Source organism: Exiguobacterium sp. EF_C8, from assembly GCF_054956715.1.
Genome location: NZ_CM143264.1, coordinates 2,756,946 through 2,778,383 on the forward strand (window position 1 = coordinate 2,756,946; position 21,438 = coordinate 2,778,383).

Annotated in this window: 19 protein-coding genes; 4 read left to right on the forward strand and 15 right to left on the reverse strand. The window is 35.6% G+C overall.

The genetic code is table 11. The features are described from left to right. The first annotated feature begins 152 nt into the window (after positions 1–152). The 3 genes from ACY2IG_RS14545 (at position 153) to ACY2IG_RS14555 (ending at position 4,377) form a co-directional block, all read left to right on the forward strand. Positions 153–596 (forward strand): hypothetical protein, encoded by a 444-nt coding sequence (locus ACY2IG_RS14545; RefSeq protein ID WP_462618104.1) that lies wholly within the window; start codon positions 153–155, stop codon positions 594–596. A gap of 136 nt (positions 597–732) precedes the next feature. Then, positions 733–3,006 carry a bifunctional diguanylate cyclase/phosphodiesterase gene (locus ACY2IG_RS14550; protein ID WP_462618105.1) on the forward strand — a complete coding sequence of 758 codons (2,274 nt, stop codon included), beginning with the start codon at positions 733–735 and terminating at the stop codon, positions 3,004–3,006. A gap of 432 nt (positions 3,007–3,438) precedes the next feature. After that, entirely contained in the window at positions 3,439–4,377 is a 939-nt protein-coding gene (locus ACY2IG_RS14555; protein WP_462618106.1) for an IS30 family transposase, read from the forward strand. A gap of 308 nt (positions 4,378–4,685) precedes the next feature. Here ACY2IG_RS14555 and ACY2IG_RS14560 read toward each other — a convergent pair whose 3' ends face one another. Next, positions 4,686–5,531 carry a DUF4352 domain-containing protein gene (locus tag ACY2IG_RS14560; RefSeq protein WP_462618107.1) on the reverse strand — a complete coding sequence of 282 codons (846 nt, stop codon included), beginning with the start codon at positions 5,529–5,531 and terminating at the stop codon, positions 4,686–4,688. A gap of 378 nt (positions 5,532–5,909) precedes the next feature. Between ACY2IG_RS14560 and ACY2IG_RS14565 the strand changes: the two genes are divergently transcribed. After that, on the forward strand, positions 5,910–7,274 hold the full coding sequence (locus tag ACY2IG_RS14565; RefSeq protein WP_462618108.1) for a flagellin N-terminal helical domain-containing protein: 1,365 nt from the start codon (positions 5,910–5,912) through the stop codon (positions 7,272–7,274). A gap of 518 nt (positions 7,275–7,792) precedes the next feature. Here ACY2IG_RS14565 and galE read toward each other — a convergent pair. The 14 genes from galE to ACY2IG_RS14635 all read right to left on the reverse strand — a co-directional run bounded on the left by galE (position 7,793) and on the right by ACY2IG_RS14635 (position 21,342). After that, positions 7,793–8,779 carry a UDP-glucose 4-epimerase GalE gene (gene galE / locus ACY2IG_RS14570; protein WP_462618109.1) on the reverse strand — a complete coding sequence of 329 codons (987 nt, stop codon included), beginning with the start codon at positions 8,777–8,779 and terminating at the stop codon, positions 7,793–7,795. A gap of 17 nt (positions 8,780–8,796) precedes the next feature. After that, positions 8,797–9,501: an acylneuraminate cytidylyltransferase family protein gene (locus ACY2IG_RS14575; protein ID WP_462618110.1), complete on the reverse strand. Its 705-nt coding sequence runs from the start codon at positions 9,499–9,501 to the stop codon at positions 8,797–8,799. Positions 9,502–9,515: 14 nt separating this feature from the next. Then, positions 9,516–10,646, reverse strand: coding sequence for a UDP-N-acetylglucosamine 2-epimerase (gene neuC / locus ACY2IG_RS14580; RefSeq protein WP_462618111.1), 1,131 nt, complete (start codon positions 10,644–10,646; stop codon positions 9,516–9,518). Next, entirely contained in the window at positions 10,643–12,034 is a 1,392-nt protein-coding gene (locus ACY2IG_RS14585) for a lipopolysaccharide biosynthesis protein (RefSeq protein WP_462618112.1), read from the reverse strand. The genes neuC and ACY2IG_RS14585 overlap by 4 nt, the downstream gene beginning before the upstream one ends. Further along, a complete protein-coding gene (gene neuB, locus ACY2IG_RS14590; protein ID WP_462618113.1) occupies positions 12,034–13,074 on the reverse strand; it encodes an N-acetylneuraminate synthase in 1,041 nt (346 codons plus the stop codon). The genes ACY2IG_RS14585 and neuB overlap by 1 nt, the downstream gene beginning before the upstream one ends. Before the next feature lie 14 nt (positions 13,075–13,088). Then, on the reverse strand, positions 13,089–14,072 hold the full coding sequence (locus ACY2IG_RS14595) for a polysialyltransferase family glycosyltransferase (RefSeq protein ID WP_462618114.1): 984 nt from the start codon (positions 14,070–14,072) through the stop codon (positions 13,089–13,091). Further along, a complete protein-coding gene (locus ACY2IG_RS14600; protein ID WP_462618115.1) occupies positions 14,065–15,444 on the reverse strand; it encodes a DUF6418 domain-containing protein in 1,380 nt (459 codons plus the stop codon). Before ACY2IG_RS14600 ends, ACY2IG_RS14595 begins: the two co-directional genes overlap by 8 nt. 13 nt (positions 15,445–15,457) lie before the next feature. Next, positions 15,458–16,204 (reverse strand): DUF4422 domain-containing protein, encoded by a 747-nt coding sequence (locus ACY2IG_RS14605; protein WP_462618116.1) that lies wholly within the window; start codon positions 16,202–16,204, stop codon positions 15,458–15,460. Positions 16,205–16,208: 4 nt separating this feature from the next. Continuing rightward, complete coding sequence (glf, locus tag ACY2IG_RS14610) at positions 16,209–17,333, reverse strand: UDP-galactopyranose mutase (protein WP_462618117.1); 1,125 nt, start codon at positions 17,331–17,333, stop codon at positions 16,209–16,211. A 2-nt stretch (positions 17,334–17,335) separates the two neighbouring features. Beyond that, positions 17,336–18,004 carry a sugar transferase gene (locus ACY2IG_RS14615; protein WP_462618725.1) on the reverse strand — a complete coding sequence of 223 codons (669 nt, stop codon included), beginning with the start codon at positions 18,002–18,004 and terminating at the stop codon, positions 17,336–17,338. Between the two features lie 57 nt (positions 18,005–18,061). Next, positions 18,062–18,946, reverse strand: a complete 885-nt coding sequence (galU, locus tag ACY2IG_RS14620; RefSeq protein ID WP_214853179.1) for a UTP--glucose-1-phosphate uridylyltransferase GalU — start codon at positions 18,944–18,946, stop codon at positions 18,062–18,064. 194 nt (positions 18,947–19,140) lie between these two features. Further along, complete coding sequence (locus ACY2IG_RS14625) at positions 19,141–19,905, reverse strand: tyrosine-protein phosphatase (RefSeq protein WP_462618118.1); 765 nt, start codon at positions 19,903–19,905, stop codon at positions 19,141–19,143. Between the two features lie 11 nt (positions 19,906–19,916). Next, entirely contained in the window at positions 19,917–20,615 is a 699-nt protein-coding gene (locus ACY2IG_RS14630) for a CpsD/CapB family tyrosine-protein kinase (protein ID WP_214852170.1), read from the reverse strand. Then, positions 20,608–21,342 carry a YveK family protein gene (locus tag ACY2IG_RS14635; RefSeq protein WP_462618119.1) on the reverse strand — a complete coding sequence of 245 codons (735 nt, stop codon included), beginning with the start codon at positions 21,340–21,342 and terminating at the stop codon, positions 20,608–20,610. Before ACY2IG_RS14635 ends, ACY2IG_RS14630 begins: the two co-directional genes overlap by 8 nt. Positions 21,343–21,438 lie beyond the last annotated feature (96 nt).

Sequence of the window (21,438 nt, forward strand, 5' to 3'; positions counted from 1 at the left end):
CTAAACAATCAATGAACGAAAAACAAAAATAAGGAAAAAAGTTACAATCGTATTGAGTCTACTTTCTGTAGAGCAGGAGAACAGACATACCTTTCTTTACCCTGAACGACAGCACATTGATTCCATCCACTAATCGATAAAGGAGCTTACATATGAATACGGACAACGACTATCTTGGCAATCCGTCAGATATTCTCGTCACGATGTATGTGACGGAAGAAGACTTACGCGACATCATCGCTATCGAATTCAAAGACTTCTGGCACCCGAAACTACGCATCACCCCGCATGAGCTCGTGATTAAAGGATCGACCGTCTCGACAGAACAGCGATTCGCCCACCATAAACCGTTCACCCTCACGATTGCCCCATTTCGCATCCGTCATAACATCATCTCGTTTCATATCTATGACATCAGCCCAGCGTCCCAAGAACAGACAATTTTGAATCTGCTAAAGGCAAACCCAAACTTGTCTTACAGTTATCACATGATTCATGTCCATCTTCAACCATGCGACTTCGGAAATCCATTTTTCCATACGCTCCAGTATACGAAATTAATGGATCATAAAATCCTCGTCGGTCTCCACCTATAATCAATATGCTTTGATTTTTCCTCACCTGCAGATGTTATTTGAAAAAAATGTATATGATTGAATGAAAAAGGATATCTAGATTACACCTTTACCATTCGATCAAACATTCCACTCTGCCGAGGTGACTCCATCCATCATGCCAAACCATACGATGCATGCTCATACTGATTTTTTACTCGTCACGTTATCTTATCTGATTGCCGCAACATCCGCCTATATCGCAATTGAACTCGCGGGACGCGTCAAGATGGCGACCGATCGTTCGAAACATCTTTGGTTGATTGCTGGTGGATCGATTTTGGGTCTCGGTATCTGGTCGATGCATTTCGTCGCGATGCTTGGGCGCGGTACCTTGAAGGATGCGACCTACTCGTTCCCGCTCGTCTTTCTGTCGGTCCTCATCGCGATGACGGGATGTATTCTCGGCTTTTATCTCGTCGCCCGTCGCATGTCCCGTGAATCATTCGTTCTCGGCGGCTTCTTGATGGGCAGTGCGATTGCTGGCATGCATTATGTCGAGATTTCTGCTTTACAGGGGATGACTCTGCAGTATCATACAGGATATGTGTTGCTCTCGATCTTGATTGCGATTGCTGCTTCCTGGACCGCACTCTGGATCGGTTTCTTTTCGCGTTACGCAAAGCAACAGATGCTGGTGCAAACGAAAGTCTTCTTTGCTCTCATCATGGGTATTGCGATCTCCGGGATGCATCACGTCGGTATGCTCGGTTTAGAGTTTCAGATGATTCCATCGTTCACGAGTGATCAAATCATCGAACCGGCGATGCTGTTGACACTTGTGTCAATCGTCACGCTCATTTTGTTCATCGTCTTCTTCGCTTCCGTCTTGTTTGACCTCCAGTTACGTAAACGTGACTTCATCCAAGCGACGATTCTTGAATCAACTGAAGATGGTGTCGTGACAACGAATTCTGATGGTTTAATCCAATATGCAAATTCGCTGTTCCATGATTTTTTCCCGGAACGCCATCCCTACTTAACGGAACATGACGCGACGTTACGTCTTGATGTGCCCGATCATACGAAACAGATGCTACACGTCGACGAACGTATCCTTGAAGTCGTCAATCATCCGCTAAAAGGCGAGAACTTGAATCAGACATTGTGGTTCTTCCGCAACGTCACCGATCAAGTCTCGTCCCAGCAGCAACTCGAACACCTTGCCTTTCATGACCGATTGACGGATTTACCGAATCGAGACAAAATCACGCTCTTCATCGAAGAACAGATTAGACAAGGAATTCCGATTTCGTGTCTTGCGCTCAGTATGGATCGTTGGCGTTCGCTGAGTGATATGCTCGGACATAAAGGCGTTGAGAGTCTGTTGCTACAGATCGCAGAACGTCTACAAGCGACGATTCACGCGCGTGATGTCCTAGCACGCCTTGATTCGTCTGAGTTCCTCGTCCTTCTTAGTGATGAACGGAGTCAGCTGGCGAAACAAAAAGCCGAGAAGTGCTACACTGCCTTATCGCAACCATTCGATATCGATGGAACGGTCATTACGCTGGCGATGCGAGCAGGGATTAGTCATTACCCGGAAGACGCCACAACAGCGGAAGAACTGATCGAGTATGCAAAACTGGCACTACACGCTTCGTTTACTGAAGCGCAAAACACGATCAAGGAATTCAAGGTCGAGAATCGAAACGATATCTTACGAACCGTCCAGATTGAAAAATTCATGACGGAGGCACTCGAAGCAGAATCCTTCGAACTCGTCTATCAACCAAAGATCGAAGTAGTTACGGAACGAATGACCGGTGTTGAAGTGTTGGCACGCTGGACACATGATGAGCTTGGTTTCGTCTCACCGGCCGAATTCATTCCCGTTGCTGAAAATACCGGGGCGATTCACGCCTTAGGTGACTGGGTGCTACGTACCGCTTGTCTACGCTGGGTCGCGTGGCAAGACCAAACACCGGGACCATTCTCGATTGCTGTTAACGTCTCGCCACTTCAGTTCGCAAGTCAAAAGTTCTTACGTCGCGTCGAAACGATTCTCGCAGAGACAAGAATGAATCCCGCATACCTGGAGCTCGAAATCACAGAGTCTGCCGCTTTATCCTATGAGACAGCGACCTATGAAAAATTAGCGCGACTGCAAGAACTCGGTATTCGTGTTTCCCTCGACGACTTCGGTACCGGTTACTCATCCTTTAAACAACTTCGTTCATTACCGATTCAGTTATTGAAGATTGACCGTTCATTTATCAGTTCGTTATTTGACGGTAAGAATCAACAGGCGATCGTCCAATCGATGATTCAACTTGGACATAATCTCGAGATGGATGTGTTAATTGAAGGAGTAGAAATGTCGGAGCAGGCAGATTGGCTCGCGCAAGAAGGTGTGATTATTTCCAGGGCTATTATTTTAGTCGACCGTTAAAAGAAGAGGATCTGTTTGGATATTTAAATTTATTACGATCGAGCGGAAGCGCCTAATTTTTTAGTCATAGCCTCGCAGCGAAGCAATTTTGATAATCACTAAATCGCTCATCTCTCTGAGAATAAGTAAAGCACCTGAATCAATCGATTCAGGTGCTTTACTATGTGTGCAGATAAATTAATCAAGCATCAACAACGATTTTATGTCTTGGTTCATCCCTACGTATAAATTATTAATTGCTTGTTGAATATCTTTTTTACTCGAAAAAGAATCTTCAATGATTTGATTGGTATTATATGAATTCGCTTCAAGATGTTTTTTTAATTGACGAATTGTAATATTAAGTGCAACACCTAACTGAAAACACAAAAAAACCTATAACGGCCTCGTGTAGAATAGAGTTACCACACAAAATTCAACGGAGAATTCGTTATGAGCTATGTTCATCTTACCACATCAGAAAGAGTCAAAATAGAGACATATCTCGAGCTAGGTTTTTCTATCCGAAAGATTGCTGGACGCCTAGGGCGTCAACCTTCTACGATTTCACGAGAATTGAAACGAAATCCTCACTATGATTCTTCCCATGCCGACAAGCGTTATGTGGAGCGGAAAAAGAAGTGCGGTGCATGGACAAAGTTTACGATCGAAAAAGGAATTCGCATCCTCGAAAAATTACGAGAGACCTGGTCCCCTGAACAGATTGCCGGACGATTATTCCAAGACGAAGGACTCTCGTTCAAGACCATTTATCGTTGGATTTATATGGGCCTCGTCGAGGCCGATTCTGGACTCCTCCGACAAAAAGGAAAGCGTCAGAAACCACGTGAGACGCATGGTCGCTTCAACGTCGGACTCCCGATAAGTAAACGTCCGGCTGACGTCAAAGCGCGCCAAACGTTCGGACATTGGGAGCTGGATACTGTTGTCTCGGGTAGAGGGAAATCTAAAGCCTGTGTCGCAACGTTCGTCGAGCGAAAGAGCCGCTTCTATCTCGCTGTACCGATGGAAGATCGGTCCGCTCAATCGATGGAGTCTGCGATTCAAGCATTGCACCTTTACTTCCCGTTGGGAACGTTCCAAACTGCGACGACAGATCGTGGAAAAGAGTTTAGTTGTCATGGACGAATTTGTGACACGTTAGGCGTACCGATGTATTTTGCGGATCCGTATTCTTCTTGGCAGCGCGGGAGTAACGAGGACGCCAATGGTCTTCTCCGTGAATTTTTCCCGAAGGGGACAGATTTCGGAAAGGTCAGTCGTACTGAACTCGCTCAAGCGCTCGCCTGGATCAATGGGAGATCGCGAAAATGTCTCAACTGGAAAACTGCATACGAGGTCTTCACAGAAGAAGTGTTGCACTTAATTTGACAAACCGTCCCACAAAAATTAACCGTTTCCTTTTATTACAAAACAAATTAATTGAAGTGTTTTTTTTGTTTATTTCGAAACGTTTGAATGCAGTCCTTCAATAGAATAAGCTTTTAAAATTAGATAGTTCCCATTGTCATTACTAAAAGATATTTGTCATTGAATAATGTACTAATGCATTAACTAACTCTTACTTTTAATACATTACAAATCTACGTACATTTATACAAAATTAAACCTCGAACATGAACACTATTTTGTCTAGTGTCTCTAGTTCGAGGCTTAAAATATTAATACCTAATATTATTTCACTTTAGTGTTACATCAAATGTATAAGGTTGAAATTCTACATCATAGTCTTCTGTTGATGCATCAATTGATAACTTAACTTGTTTCGCATCAATTGGAAGCGCAGGATAAATCAGAACACCTTCGTTCTCAATATTCGGTAGCATTTCAGATTGAACTTCTTGAAGACCTGATTCTTCACTATCTAAATATTCTGTTTCTAATTGCTTATTGTTAACAATTAATTTTGATTCAGATGAATAAAATGAGGCATCCATCTTTGAATTATTTGTAATTTTAACAAATACTCTAGTTTGGTTTTTAGCTAATTCAACCTTTTGAACTTGAACAACTAATCCTTGCTGATCAATTGTCTTGCCCACATCAATTGTTTTTTGGGTAGGAGATGTTGCTGTAATGAAGTCGATAACTTTTACTTTGCTAGCTTTTACTGCAGCAGCTGTCACCTCTCCCCCAAAAGCATTTTCACCTTCGAACTCATCTACAATAATTCCTTCTACCTCAACGTATTGATCACCTTTTAGTTTTAAAGAAGTGTCTTTACTGGCTACCATTGTATTTTTTTCTGAGTTTTCAGGATCCCCAAACATTTGGAAATAGACCCCTTCGTCGTCTTTTTCTGGCTCTGAGAAGACCTGTCCAGTTAGCTTAACTTTGTACCCTTTATATTTTTCAGGGTCTGTGTAGATTTTGTCATAATCTTCTTTTTTCAATACACCTTTTTCTTTAACCTCACTGTTGATACTGCTTCCCGATGAATCTGAGTCGCTACATGCTACTAAAAGAATTAGCAAAACAATAAATACTAAAACAGAAATCAACACAATCTTTAAGAATTTTTTCATTTCTTCATCTCTTTCTATATTATATTTTTACATTAACTCATCCGATTATAACATTATTATTAACATTTTAATACATTTTTTACATTAATTATAACCTTTTCAACTTAATTATTCTTTATTTTAATCATTTCATACGCATTAATTTCTTTAATTAACAATGAATAAACAGTTTTAATCAAATTAAGAGCTTATTAGATTATTTAGAATTAAGTTAAAATTAACCAAAACAAATAAATACATTAATGTTATTATTTATACATAATGAATTTACTTTGAAAGGGTGTGGAGGTACTTTTAGTACCCGCTAATTTGAACATAAACAATTCTATTAAAATCTATAATAATCTGACTCATTCGAACACCAAAGTTCGCACTTCAATGGAAAGACTGGCGTCCGGTCTTAAAATAAATCGAGCATCAGACAATGCTGCAGGAAAAGCAATCTCTGAAATGATGAAAGCTCAAATCCGTGGTCTTGAAACCGTCAAGCGAAATATTCAAGACGGACTGTCCTTACTAGATACAGCTGAGTCAGGAATGGGATTAATCATTGATCCTAATTTAGCTCGTATGCGTGAATTGACGTTACAAGCATCGACGGGTACCTTGACTGCAGATGATCGACGAATGATTCAAAACGAACTCGATGCCATCAAGTCATCGATCGACGACATCGCAAATAATACCGAGTTCAACACAAAAAAAGTTCTGAGTCCTCCTACAGAATTCACTCCTGGAGAGAGTCAATCAACAGCAATTGATATCGTGTTCTTCATCGATGACTCTGGAACGATGGCAGAAGAAATTTCACTCGTCAATGCTGGTATTTCTTCGTTCGCAGAAAATTTATCACAGTATGGAAACGTCAACATCGGAACAGTTAGTGTCAACATGAGCAAACCAGGAACCTACTCTGCTCTTAATCACGATTCAAAACAAGTCACTTCATACATCGAGACGCATCATCAAAGTCGTGGGGGATCAATCAATGTGTATGATCAATTAGTCGATTTCGCACCAACTGGTGAGAAAGCAAAGGATTTGGGATACCGCTCGAACAGTAAAAAAATCTTCGTCATTCTGACAGATACATACGATGAAGCTTCGAGTCGTGCGACACGAGATACCGTTACCCAAACACTCGCTTCAAATAATATTCAATCGTACTTATTCGGAGTTGATTTTTATGGCGGAGATCCCTCTGCAGAAAATCAGTTTCAAGCAGATGATGCCTACTCATTCGTCAATCAAATCTACAAACCACAAACAGCTGCAGACGTCGCTGAAAACATTTCACCTGGTCTGACAGATGCTATCGTTAAAGATGCAGAACTGATCGAAAAAGCACTCGAACCGATTGATTTACAAATCGGACCAAATGCGGGTCAGTTACTACGTGTTGATTTATATGATTGCCGCTCCGATGCAATTGGTCTGAACGAAATCCAAGTAGAAGACCACGCCTCTGCAATGAAGACATTAGAGCAGATTGATCAGGCAAGGGAGTTGATATCTCGCCGTCGTACGATATACGGTGCTTACACGAACAGGCTAGAACATGCGTTACGTTATTCTGAGAATTATCACCTTAACTTAACGATGTCTGAATCGCGAATCGGGGATGCCGACATTCCAAAGGAAGCCATGTCATTATCACAAAATCAGGTTCTTCTTCAAAGCGCACAAGCGATGCTAAGCCAATCCATGAAACAGAGTGAAGCAGTGCTTACGCTATTGAAATAGAATAAAATATCAAACTACCTTTTTGTAATTTTTTTAAAAGTATTTTTTCTCTTTGTCGATATTAAGTAGAATTCGACGTCGACAACGGACCTTTCAAATCCATATGTACATAAAATCTCGTTTACTTTTTGTTGACTCGTAGATTTTTTTCCATTAACGAATATTCCTTTAAAAAGTTCTCCATTATTTCATCCCGACAGATGACATACATCATGCTCCATTATGAAGTACTACTTTCTAAAGATTCATCATCATATTTTTTAGTAGTACGCTAGTTCAGATAACTCTTTCGCAATCTTATCAATGAAATACGATTTATGATTGCTTCAAAAGTGTATATAATCGATTTCGAGTTTTATTAGTATTTCTTCTCTTCAATGTTCTTGTTTACAACTTAAATTCTAGGATGAATTTAAGAGTGCTGATATTCTTTCACAAAAGGAGTGCAAAACTATGTACGTTTACGTCGCACAAGTTTGCACTCCTATTCTGCCCTAAGCAACTGCTTAATATTTACCTTACTGTTTTATCATTTCTTGATTTTGAGAATGATAATTCCAAGCATGTTCAATTATCTTTTCTAAATTAAACACAGGTTTCCAGTTCAGTTCTTTTTTGATTATGGTAGCATCGGCAACTAATTTAGAAGGATCACCGCTTCTTCTATCCCCTATCAATACATTAGCTTTCCTAGAAGAAACTCTTTCACACATATCTACAATTTCTTTGACTGAATATCCGTTTCCATTTCCTAAATTATACACTTTTGATTTAAAACGGTTTGCTAAAAGTGCTTCTAAAGATAATATATGTGCTTCAGCTAAATCATTAACGTGAATATAATCTCTGATACAAGTACCGTCGAAAGTATCATAATCTTCTCCAAATATTGTAATACTCTCTCTTTCACCTAATAGATTTTTCAGCACCAGTGGAATTAAGTGGGTTTCTGGATCATGATTTTCACCAATTATTCCAGAAGGATCAGCACCTGCAGCATTGAAATATCTCAATATCACATAATTTAATTGATAGGCCACATGAAAATCTTGAACGATTTGTTCTATCATTAATTTTGAACGCCCATAAGGATTGATTGGATTTAATGTTGTTTCCTCTGTAATCAGTTCATCTTCTGTTAATCCATAAGTAGCGGCTGTCGATGAAAAAATAAAATTCTTTACATTATACTCCATCATTTTAGTCAATAGAGTTAGAGTATTGGAAACATTGTTCTCATAATATTTAGCAGGATTTTTTACCGATTCTCCTACTAGACTACTTGCAGCAAAGTGCATGACAGATTCAATGTCGTATTTCAAGAATAATTCATCTAAATTCTTTTTAGAACCAATATCACCTTCAAAAAAATCTGCTCTAGCATCAATTGATTTCCGATGTCCAGTTGTTAAATTATCTAACACAACTACATCTTTTCCGTTATCCAACAGTTTTTTTACAACATGACTTCCGATGTAACCTGCTCCACCCACAACTAAAATCAAAAAAACGCCTCCCTATTTTAATTTTTTTTACAATTTGTTAATGCGAAATCAAATAGTTCTAAGTCTTTTATCTCATCAATATCGATATCCTCATAATCACTCATTATGTAGGCATATTTATTATCATTAAGACTTGTATTAAGATTGAAATCATCATCAATCTTATTAATATAAATAGCACCGTTCACTTTAAAATATGCTTTAAAATCCTGCCTTCTTATAGTGCTCGTTTGCTGGATTAAAGGCTCGACGATTTCATTGGAAATACTTCTAATAAGTGAAGGGTGGTCTTTCACTGGAGATACTCCTATTAGAGAATCCCAATTTTTATCTATAATCAATTCAATAGATTCATTAATATGCCGATCTGTTCTTAATGGCTGTGTAGGTTGCAGAAGGATAACATAATCAAATTGCTCATTTTTATTAGTATCAAGATATTCAAGTGTATGAATTATCGTATCAATCGTTTTAGATTTATCGGTTGCTAGGTGCGCAGGTCTTAGCTCAGGAACATTGATTCCATTAGAGGCGGCAACTTCAGCGATTTCTCTATCATCAGTAGATACAAAAATATGATCAACATACTTTGAGGCGATAACAGCGTCTAATGTATATTCAATAAGTTTTTTCCCTTGAACAATTTTTAGATTTTTTTTAGGAATTCCTTTGCTGCCACCTCTAGCAGGAATGACAGCTAAAATCCGTTTTCCTTGATACATTTAAATCCCTCCTTTTATAGGTCTATCGTGACAAATTTTTTCTGTTGTTCTGATTCCCAAATATGACCGTTCTCTAAAATTTCAATAAATATATCTGCACTATTTCCACTTCCATAGTGTGAAATCGGCAATCTTTCAATTATCGATGTTTTGTTAATTGAATTGAGTAACATATCTTTTTCTTCATGCGTAGAAATTATGGTATTGATATTTTCGTATCTACCACTTTGACGAGTTCCTACGTCAATAGATGGAACTCCATATGCGCTCGCTTCACGAATTCCTGCACTAGAATTTCCAATAATGAACTCTGCGTTTTTTAACAATGTCAAAAATGACTCAAAACGTATAGAAGGGAATATCTTAAACTGATCATTACAATTTAATCGAGCATACTCATTTAAAATAATCGAACTACCTTCATCATTGTTTGGATAGATAACAATATAGTTCTTATTAGATTCGACTAGTGCGTCTACAAACTCTTTGATCTTATTACTCAGCAAATCAACTTCAGTTGTGACGGAATGGTACATTACGACAGCATATTCTTCAAAAGGTATGTCATAATGATTTTTTACGTCTTTCAATTCAGGTAGATTATTCGAGAACATAACATCTAAATCTGGAGAACCAAAAATATGAATAGATTCCTCTGGTTCTCCTAATTGAATTACTCGATTTTTAGCCTGTTCATTAGACACAAGGTGAAGATGAGAAAATTTAGTGACTGCATGACGAATAGACTCATCAATCGTCCCTGACACTTCCCCACCTTCAATATGCAATACTTTTACATTATTCAATGCACCAACCGTTGCACCAGCTAATGCTTCTACGCGATCCCCGTGAATGATGATTAAATCCGGTTTTACTTCCTTTATATAATTACCGAAACCCATGATTGTATTGCTTAAAACAGTGTCCATCCCAACACCCTCATGTTGATTAATGAATTTATAGATACTTTCTGAAAAGCCATCTTTTTCGATTTCTATATGAGTTGATCCATATTTTGAGAGCATATGCATTCCTGTCACGAAAATACTAAGCTCATAGCCGTTATGTTGTTTTATTTTTTTCATAAGGGATTTTAGTTTTCCATAATCTGCTCGTGTACCTGTTAAAAAGACTATCTTTTTCAATTAAATATCCCCTTAGTTTTAATTTTTTTATACCAAATTGCTGCTACTAGAAAATATAGTAAAAGTAGAATATATCTCATTAAAATATTTTCGATTAAATAAACGCACAAAATCGTATTGAAAATGATAAATATAAAGCTTCCTCCTAAAATCCCAATATGTATATCATTATATTTGTAAATAATCTTTACTAATACATAGTGAAATACAAATAAAAGAATGTATGAGAACAAGGTGGCAAGTGCTGCTCCCATAATACCGTAAACAGGAATCATGAATAAATTCAAAAAATAATTACTTACTCCTGCTAATAAAGTTCCAATAGGAATTAATTTAGTATTTTTCTTTAAAAATTCGACGTTAACTGGAAAACTGTAGAGAAATACCAAAAAATAGGAAGATATTATCCAAGGTACAAAGTTTTTACTTTTCTCATATATTTCATTCCCCATTAATTGAACTACTTCAGGTGAGACAAATAAAAACATTATAGTAATGAACGTAAATATATAGGTATAGTTCTTAGCAAATTCTTTTATTTTTTCAAAATTCCCTAAACGATCTTGTTCGAAATACCATGGTACCCAAGCGCTATTTAAACTAGACCAGATTACATTTAATATTAATGCTACGTTGTAACCAAAACTATAAAGGGCATTCGCCTTTAAACCTAAAAAATCTGAAATCATAATCCGATCTAATTGCATTAGAATTTGATTGCCCAATCCATGCAAAATAATTGGAAATGACAAAATAAAAATTTCTGCTGCAAATTTTCTTTCTAACAAAACTCTTGTTTTACTATATATAGTGAAGTAAAACATCACTGTCAGTATAGCAGAAGGGATAAACATTCCATAAATTCTAGCAATAATTTGATCATTTTCGAAATTCAATACTAAAATTAATGAAAGCAACACATTAAAAAGTGTGTATACAAATGCGACTATAGAATAAGATTTTGGTTTCTCTTCAAATACAAAATAAGAATTGATAAAAACAAAGATATATGACAAATAACTTTGAATAAATAACACTAAGATTATATTAGGAGAAAAATTCAATATATTTGCTAAATAATTTTTAAAAATAAAAATTAACCAAAACACTACGAAGAAAAATATAGTAGATATGGATAGGGCGGTATTTAAATAATGCTTATACTCATTCGGATAATCGCGCTTTCCTATGTTTAATACACTATTTGTCTGAAGTCCTATAACTATTGAAAAAATTGCAACCCAAGAAGCATAAAGAGAAAATCCTCCAAATGCTTCTTGAGTCATAATCGCTGCAAAAATAGGTATTGTCAAAAAATTAATACCTTTGACAAAAATATTGCTAACCGTATATATAGCTCCAGACGCTAAAAGCTTTTTGGAATTCATTATTTTAAATCATTCCAGTTAATATGATCCTCTTTCGAAATTTTACGAGTTGCTATTTTTCCAAGGATATCATTATAGTGTTCCGCTTTAATTTCACCTGTTCCAGGACGTTTTACCCAAATATTATCTTTTGTGAAAGCCTCCCCTTCTTCAATATCAGAGATAGCCACAACCGTGGAAAAAGCAAAGTCGATTGTTACTTGCTCTTCAGCTGCTGCTTCTTTTTTCCCACCACGCATTTGGAAGATTTCACGGCTTCCTTCAATTAATTCGGTTAAGCTTTTTGGATCCATTGAACAAACGATATCAGGACCAGGACGATCCATCGAATCTGTAAAGTGTCGTTCTAAAATCGAAGCACCCAGTGCTACTGCTGCTAAACACGCATTGTTATTGACAGTGTGATCTGAGAGACCGATGACTGCATTCGGGAATTTCTCTTGAAGTTCCTGCATTCCACCTAATCGAACTAAATGTGGTGGTGTAGGATACACATTCGTACAGTGTAATAATGCATATTCGACGTTGTATTTTTCTAAAATGGCTACTGTTTTTTTAATACTTTCAATATCATTCATTCCTGTTGATACAATCATCGGTTTACCGAATGAAGCCACATGTTCAATTAACGGATAGTTATTACACTCACCTGAGCCAATTTTATAAGCTTGTACATTCATACGTTCTAAACGATCAGCTGCCGCACGAGAAAACGGTGTACTGATGAAAATCATTCCCTTTTCTTCTACATAGCGTTTGAGTTCAGTTTCATCTTCTTCATTTAATGCGCAACGTTCCATTACTTCATAAATGGATACATCTGTGTTGCCTGGAATCACGTTTTTAGCAGCTGCGCTCATTTCATCTTCTACAACATGAGTTTGGTGTTTTACGATTTCAGCACCTGCTTTGTATGCTGCATCAACCATTTGTTTAGCTACATTTAAGTCGCCTTCGTGATTGATACCAATTTCAGCGATTACTACTGGAGCATGTTTGATTCCAATTGTCAAGTTATTTAAATTTATTGTATTCTTCATAAAAATACTCCTCTTTACCGACCATAAAAATAATTCGGTTTTAAATTTATTTTTCTATTTGCATTTATGTTATCGATTGCGCTTGTGCATATACCTAATGCAATGTCAAATTCTATACCGCTTACAGCTAATAGTTCAGATGGAAGAAATTTATTTAGTATAATTACTCTTTCATCCTTTTCAATATCATATTCACTTAAATCTCTAGGATGTTTTTTGAAATATACTAAATAATCCATTTCAATATATTCATTAGCGATTTGATCATACATTTCTTTTTTACTATCTTCTTTCTCGTATCCATCTTCAGAAAGTGGCTGTGTTAGTATAATTATACTTTTCTTAATAAATTCTTTTTTTATATCTTTTTCATAAGTAATTTCTTTACTAAAAAAGCTTAAAATCATTCTTTTGTCTTCATTCGAAATTGAATTAAAAATATCTTCGAAAGACTCCTCATATATTTTACAAAGTCCAAATGTTTTTTCATCATATTTAGTAATATCATTAACAACTAATTTATTAACTTTTTTATAATTTTTATAATCGGAGATTCGATAAATATACTTTTTCAAAATAGAAAAATAGAGATTTTTAGGTTGTATTTGATGAGCTGTAATTCCATCCTCAATAAAACTTATATTGCTATTCTTTTTAAAAAAATAGTTAACATGAATGTATAAAGTATTTATATTCCAAGGAAATATAACTAATTCATCTATTGAATTCTTACGGAATAACTTTTTGTATTCAAACCTATCTTTTATGAATCCTAAAAATAGATAATCCTCTATTTTTTTTCTTCGTCTTGTAAAAAAAGTAATTTTTTTAAACGATGAATTAGTCAACACATTCTCATAGTAATCCATAATTTTATGGTCATATGATGACAAATAAATACATACTTCATCTTCCTCATTAATTTCTTTTACAAGAGCGTATAATAAATGATAAGGTGTCGAACACATATATACTTTTCTCTTTGAAGCCTTAGACATTCACAATACCCCAGATCATTTTTTTTCTTAGATTTATTAAATACTTTATAGAAAAGAAAAATATTATAAAAAGTACTTCTATTGAAAATAATTTGTTGAAATCAGATTGCATTAAAACAAAATGACTTATAAATAACATTCTTCCGCTTACTATCATTGTAAATAATTGACGATTTAAAACAGCATTCATTAAAGTTTTTACTATGACGAAATAAACTAATGCTGATAGAGCTGAAAATATTAAAGCTCCAATAGCCCCAAAGTAAAAGTATAGAGATGCTGGAGTTGAATAAGCGTACCTACTTTTTTTAATGAAAACTTTTTGCAAAAAAATATTTTCGGGCGTTACTTCTCTCATTATTTTGTACATCCCAGAATTTATTAAATCATTTTCATTATCTTCTATTCTGTAAAACGTTCTTGTCTCGTCACTCAAATCTTTAGTTAATGTTTTTTGTTGATTCTCTTTTCCATAAAGAGCCCACCAAAGTTGTCCTTGTTGCGCTAAACGAGCATTTAAATAATCTAAATTTTCTTCTTTATTTCTATCGTATACTACGTTGCTTTGAACCATTACTAGTATTAGCAAACTTGTTATGACTAAAAAAAATCGTCCTAAGTATTTATTTATGGCTTTATCATTAATTAAAAAATTTAATCCTAGAAGTACAAAATACCCTATAATCAATAACATAGAAAATTTATGACCAATCCAAATTAAGTACAGAGAAAAAATTCCAATAGTACTATATCCAATCCATAAATCGTATTTATTTCTTTTATAAAGAATTAAACAAGTTATTACAGGAAGAAAATAAAAAATGAGGTTATTTATTTTTACTATATAACTATTCAAATAATATTCTTCATAAAAAAATCTATCTAACCCTAATAAAAAATATGGTCTTTGAACTACGTTAATGTATAAAATCATTACAACTATAAAAACAAATATTGAAACTATTCTTATAAGTTTCATCGAATTAATTTTATTTTTTAAATCTATCTTGGTGTGTTTAAATTCGTATTTTAAATATAAAAATCTTAAAACTTCAGAAAATATAACATGATAAATAATAAGTAAGAATATTGAATTATTGTTTGAAGAGAACTTAGCAAGTTCATTTAAATACATATTTTTATTAATTTCAATTACATATACACCAAATATATTTGATGTCATATACAAAATCATAAAAATAAATATCAAAAAAAATTTTTTATAGTTACTAAACAACCAAAGCAAGTAAAACACGTACACAAATAAAAACAATGTATGGAATAAGTAACTTGTTTTTAATGTCACATATGCAAACATTACAATTGTAAAAAAGATTAATACTAGGTCAATTATTTTTACTTTTTTCAACATTTAAAAATTCCTTTTATTTGACTTTAGTAGTTTTGTACTTTCTTAAAACTAAGTTAAACCCTTTTTTGATTTTATTTTCTTTTTCAAGATTAGTTACTTTATTTTCAATAATATCAATTGATTCAGATTTTTTCATAAGCCATATATTTAATAATCTTTCTGCTAAAAAACCGATTACTCTTTTTTGATACGAGTCATAAGCTGTTGTATCTATTCTTACCTCTAGTTTTTCTAAAATAGGAAATAGCCATTCGCAATATTCATTTAATAAATCTTTTTTACAAATAAACATATTGTATAGATGTAACTTTCTTTCTTTCATAAGTTTATCAAAGTAAACTTGATCTTTTTCTTCTAAAGTTCCTCTCAGTAAAATTAAATCATTTTTAAAATGTGCATTTGAATAATGACTTTCCACTGTTTCTATATAATAGTTTCTTTTTTTCGCAACAATCATATCGAATTTATTCAAAATAGTTTTAATTTCTAATCCATTCAAAATATTATCTTTTTTGTCTGTGAAAAGTCTTCTATAATGCACTAAGCCTACCACATCTGCATTACTATTTTTCCAAAGCCAGTACAATGCAGTAAGCTCGCAATATGTACTGTTTTTCTCGGAAATATTTTCACCAATATCATCACCAATATATCCAAAATCTTTTTGACTATTTTTTTTCCCTACATGAATCGGAATATATATGCTACTATTCGGCATTTTATATTCTTTATGAGTTGCTACATAAATTTCTGTTTTCATAATTTTAGTTCTTAAACTCCTTGTTTACTTTATTAAGTGCTGCTGCAATCACTTGATGCATGTCATAATATTTATATTCTGCTAGTCTACCACCAAAAATAACGGTCTCTTCTTGATCAGCAAGCTCTTTATATTTTCGATATAGCTCATTGTTTTTATTATTATTGATAGGATAATATGGCTCGTCACCTTTAGCCCATGATGCTGGATATTCTTTTGTGATTACAGTATGTTCTTGTTCACCGTACTCAAAGTGTTTATGTTCAATAATTCTTGTATATGGAATTTCTCGTTCTGTATAGTTAACGACAGCATTTCCTTGATAGTTCGAAACATTTAATTCTTCATGTTCAAATTTCAAACTACGATAATCTAAAACACCATATTTGTATTCGTAATACTCATCAATCATTCCAGTGAATACAATTTTTTCTGCGATATTATCGTAATGTTCACGATGATCAAAATAGTCGACATTTAATTCTACTTCAACATCTAGTAACATTTTCTCTATAATTTGTGTATAACCGCCAATAGGAATACCTTGGTATTTATCATTGAAGTAGTTGTTATCGTAGGTAAATCTCACAGGTAATCGATTAATAATAAATGATGGTAAGTCTTTTGCGTCTCTACCCCACTGTTTCTCAGTATATCCTTTGATCAATTTCTCATAGATGTCTTTCCCTACCAAAGAAATAGCTTGTTCTTCTAAATTATTTGGTTTTTCAATGTTTGATTTTTTTCTTTCTTGTTCGATTTTTTCTTTTGCTTGCGCTGGGGTTGTTACGCCCCACATCTTATTGAATGTGTTCATATTGAATGGTAAATTATACAGTTCATTTTTATAAATCGCTACCGGCGCATTTGTGTATCTGTTAAATTCAGCAAATTGATTGATATAATCCCATACATCTTTAGAATTTGTGTGAAAAATATGAGCGCCATATCTATGTACATTTATTCCTTCAATATTTTCTGTATACATGTTTCCTGCAACATGATTTCGCTTATCAATTACGAGGCTTTTTTTTCCTCTTTTTTTAGCTTCATATGCAAAAATTGATCCAAATATTCCTGCACCTACTACTAAATAGTCATATTTTTTTGGTTGTGCTTCTTTACACATTTTTAATATGCTCCTTCTTTTAACAAAATACTCTTTATTGTTTTGAAAATAATTAAGATATCCATTTTCATAGATTTATTTCTAATATAAAACAATTCCATTGCTTTTCTTTCTGGATAACCAACGTTGCTTCTTCCGTTAGCCTGCCAATAACCAGTGATACCAGGTTTTACAGACAAAAATAATGAACTATCTTTCCCATATTCTTTAAATAATTCTTCATCGACAATTGGTCTTGGTCCTACAATTGACATTTCTCCCTTAAGTACATTAAAAAACTGTGGAATTTCATCAATACTATATTTACGTAAGAACCTGCCCATTTTTGTCATTCTAGGGTCTTCTTCTGGATCCAGTTTATAGTTATTCATAAGATATTTTTCATATAATTCTGTGTTGCTTTTTAATTTAAGTTCAGCATCAGAAACCATAGAACGAAACTTAAACATTTTAAATCTTTTGCTGTTAAGACCGAACCTTTTTTGAGAAAAAAACACTTTTCCTTTTGGATCACTTGATTTTAGTAATAAATATATTATAACGATAGCGATTCCTAATAACACTATTGCAAAAATAGAAAACATAATATCAAATATTCTTTTAGATATTAAATATCGTAAGTTATCTTTATTATGGGATAAGTCATTTCTGATATGTTGCTCATTTTCTATATCAGTAATCAAAGTTACGCTAGTCTCATCAACTTGATTCAATTACGAACCCTCCTATTACTTGGCTTCTACAATTTGTTTTTGTAATAATTCTTCCATAATCAACTTAACATCTTCTCCTAAATCTTTTCTGGCTAAAGCAAATTCTAGAGTAGTACGTATAAATCCTAATTTTTCTCCTACATCATAGCGTTTTCCATCGAATTCATAAGCAAATACTCGTTGCATTTCATTCAAACGCGTGATCGCATCCGTCAATTGAATCTCCCCACCCGAACCTTCTTCCTGCGTTTCTAAGTACTTAAAGATTTCAGGAGTCAACAAGTAACGTCCGAGAATTGCTAGATTAGATGGCGCTGTACCTGGTGCAGGTTTTTCAACAAACGACTTCACCTTATGTAGTTTATTTGTGATACTCGTGCTCGGATCGACAATACCGTAACGTTGCGTATCCTCATCCGCGACAGGCTGTACTCCGATGATTGAACTATTCGTGATTTCATATTGTTCAATTAATTGACGTGTACATGGAATATCGGCTTGGACGATATCATCACCAAGCATGACAACGAACGGTTCGTTACCGATGAATGCTTTCGCTTGAAGGATTGCGTCTCCGAGACCTTTTGGCTTGGATTGTCGAATGAAATGGATATTGATGTTCGTCGTTGCTTCGACCAGATATAATAATTCTGATTTATTTTTAGAAATTAGATTCGCCTCAAGCTCAGGAACAGAATCAAAATGATCTTCAATTGCTCGTTTTCCTTTACCTGTAATAATCAAGATATCTTCAATACCGGATTCAATTGCTTCTTCGATAATATATTGAATCGTCGGTTTATCAACGATTGGTAACATCTCTTTTGGCATTGCTTTCGTTGCAGGTAAAAATCGCGTTCCTAGTCCTGCCGCTGGAATAACTGCCTTTTTTACTTTAATCATGAAAAAAACTCCCATCTATCGAATAATTCGATACCAATTTATTATTAGTATTCCAATCTTTATGTAATTTAAGATACCATATACCTATTGAAAATTTCCATAAACTTTTCCATTTATTCATAATGTAAACGTTAACATAAAAAAAGAGAGTGTTATTTCACTCTCTTCTCTGTTCTTCATCACTCTTAGTTTCACTTCCACTGTCCCTTCCAATTTTTTTCGATTGGACTGGGTGGATTGATGGTAACCATCTGATTCAGGAATACCGCTTCATTGTTTTCATAGATTTCCTCAAATAGCCACTCATCCAGCATCTTCTCGAGATATGTTTGACATTGTTTCCAGTAAAACGGGCGCTTCTCAATATGATGGGCATCTGAAGCAACAAGATGAGCGAGTCCGTTTTCGAGCAGCGCAACAGCAAAACGTTGGACGTCTTTCCCATACTTTCCGACTAAGCTCGCACATGTCACTTGGCTGATTGCGCCGTTAGAAACAAGTTCAAATAATAAAGATGGGTTTTGAATGATTGCTTTGTTTTTCTCCGGGTGCGCAACGATCGGCACAAAACCATCTGAAATTAATTCTGCGAATACTTGTCGAGCATACGACGGGATACCGGTCGATGGAAACTCAATCAACAAGTAGCGGGAACCTGAGAGAGGTAATGCTTTCCCCGCCTCGAGCTCCTCCATTAATTCACCAATCAATCGAATCTCATGACCAGGATAAACCGTTAACGGAATATTACGTTGATTCAACAACACATTGAACTCGTTGACAGTCAACTTGACATCGACCTCTTCTGTCTCGAATTGAGGATGATATAGATGCGGCGTGGCGATGATTCGCGTAATCCCCTCTTCGACTGCTTGCTCTGCGAGTTGAAGTGCGTGTTCAATGCTGGCAGGACCATCGTCGACAAGAGGTAGTATATGACAATGTACGTCAATCATGATCAGTTCCCTCACTCATAGGAATAATAGTATTGATATGCCGAGTCATCCGTCAGTTCGCGACGGTTCAACACGACGCCAAGAATTTTCGCTTCGGCCAGTTCCAGTTGTTCTTTTGCTTTCAGGACACGTTGGCGATCCGACGTCGTACATCCGACGACCAGGACGACGCCATCCGTCAGCTTCGATGTGATCCGGCTATCGGCAACCTGTAATAATGGTGGTGCATCGAAGATGATGACTTCGAACTCTTCCCGAAGCTGTGAAACGAGATGTTCCATCGCTCGTGACGATAATAATTCAGCTGGGTTTGGCGGAATCGGTCCTGCTGTCAAAATGGACAGGTTTTCGATTTTCGTTGGTAGGATTGCCTTGTCTTTTTCTGCCTGTCGCGTCAATAGACTGGAAAGTCCTAATCCGTTCGCCACCTTGAAAGTGTAATGAACGGTCGGACGTCGCATATCGGTATCGATGATCAGAACTTTTTTACCTTGCTGGGCATAAGCGACCGCTAAGTTCGAAGCAGTCGTTGACTTCCCTTCACTTTGCGTCGCAGATGTGACAAGAATCGCTTGAATTTCCTGGTCGACGGCCATGAACTCGATGTTCGTCCGGATTGTCCGGTATTGTTCGGCTACAGGTGACTTCGGCTGTGTAACGGTGATCAGCTTTCGTGCATCTTTGTTCATCTTGTTGTTTTTCTTAGCCATATTGTTTGACCACCTCTCGCTTACTTGCCTTTTTTGTCGAAGACTTGAAAATTTTACTGTCGATATCCGGGATACTTCCTAGAACCGGAAGATCAAGAATTTGTTGCACCTGCTCTTCGGTCCGGATGCGACGATCGAGTACTTCACGCAGGAACGCAAGACCTACTCCAAGTAAAAATCCGACGACCGCAGCAATTGCCGTGTTCAACAGAATATTCGGGCTGACCGGTGTCGTTGGAATACCAGATGCCGAGAGGACTTTAACGTTGTCGACGTTCATCAACTCAGGAATGTCCTCACTGAAGACGTTCGCAATCGAGTTGGCGATATTCGATGCCAATGCCGCATCCGTACTTTGAACGGAGACATTGATGACCTGAGAGTTTTGTTCACTTTCGACCGTAATCATATTATTCAATGCCTTTAAGTTAGTCGGAGCATTTGTTACTTCTTTTTGAACCTTTTCTAAGATAGCAGGACTTTTAATGATAACTCGATAAGTATTGACTAAAGTGACAGATGACTGGACTTGTGAAGCATCGATGACTTGATTTTCCTGTTTCTTCGGCGTAACAAGGATTTGGATATCTGCTTGATACGTCGGAGCGATCAAAAAACTACTGACTGCAAACGAGATGAGTGCAGCAACGATCGTTAGCGTAAGGATACGCCAAAACGATTTTCGTAAAACCGAAAACAACTCTTGTAAACTAATCGTTTCATTCATGGCTTGATAATTCTCCTTTATTCTTCTAATTCACTGGCGATTTTCATCAACTAGAAATTAGTATAACAAATAAATGGGAATTGGTTGATTTTTTTT

What these genes read in the sequence shown, in the direction of transcription:
- ACY2IG_RS14545 (WP_462618104.1), top strand. Translation starts at nt 153, where the DNA reads ATGAATACGGACAACGACTATCTTGGCAATCCGTCAGATATTCTCGTC.
- ACY2IG_RS14550 (WP_462618105.1), top strand. Translation starts at nt 733, where the DNA reads ATGCCAAACCATACGATGCATGCTCATACTGATTTTTTACTCGTCACG.
- ACY2IG_RS14555 (WP_462618106.1), top strand. Translation starts at nt 3,439, where the DNA reads ATGAGCTATGTTCATCTTACCACATCAGAAAGAGTCAAAATAGAGACA.
- ACY2IG_RS14560 (WP_462618107.1), bottom strand. Translation starts at nt 5,531, where the DNA reads ATGAAAAAATTCTTAAAGATTGTGTTGATTTCTGTTTTAGTATTTATT.
- ACY2IG_RS14565 (WP_462618108.1), top strand. Translation starts at nt 5,910, where the DNA reads ATGGAAAGACTGGCGTCCGGTCTTAAAATAAATCGAGCATCAGACAAT.
- ACY2IG_RS14575 (WP_462618110.1), bottom strand. Translation starts at nt 9,501, where the DNA reads ATGTATCAAGGAAAACGGATTTTAGCTGTCATTCCTGCTAGAGGTGGC.
- ACY2IG_RS14585 (WP_462618112.1), bottom strand. Translation starts at nt 12,034, where the DNA reads ATGAATTCCAAAAAGCTTTTAGCGTCTGGAGCTATATATACGGTTAGC.
- neuB (WP_462618113.1), bottom strand. Translation starts at nt 13,074, where the DNA reads ATGAAGAATACAATAAATTTAAATAACTTGACAATTGGAATCAAACAT.
- ACY2IG_RS14595 (WP_462618114.1), bottom strand. Translation starts at nt 14,072, where the DNA reads ATGTCTAAGGCTTCAAAGAGAAAAGTATATATGTGTTCGACACCTTAT.
- ACY2IG_RS14600 (WP_462618115.1), bottom strand. Translation starts at nt 15,444, where the DNA reads ATGTTGAAAAAAGTAAAAATAATTGACCTAGTATTAATCTTTTTTACA.
- ACY2IG_RS14605 (WP_462618116.1), bottom strand. Translation starts at nt 16,204, where the DNA reads ATGAAAACAGAAATTTATGTAGCAACTCATAAAGAATATAAAATGCCG.
- glf (WP_462618117.1), bottom strand. Translation starts at nt 17,333, where the DNA reads ATGTGTAAAGAAGCACAACCAAAAAAATATGACTATTTAGTAGTAGGT.
- ACY2IG_RS14625 (WP_462618118.1), bottom strand. Translation starts at nt 19,905, where the DNA reads ATGATTGACGTACATTGTCATATACTACCTCTTGTCGACGATGGTCCT.
- ACY2IG_RS14630 (WP_214852170.1), bottom strand. Translation starts at nt 20,615, where the DNA reads ATGGCTAAGAAAAACAACAAGATGAACAAAGATGCACGAAAGCTGATC.
- ACY2IG_RS14635 (WP_462618119.1), bottom strand. Translation starts at nt 21,342, where the DNA reads ATGAATGAAACGATTAGTTTACAAGAGTTGTTTTCGGTTTTACGAAAA.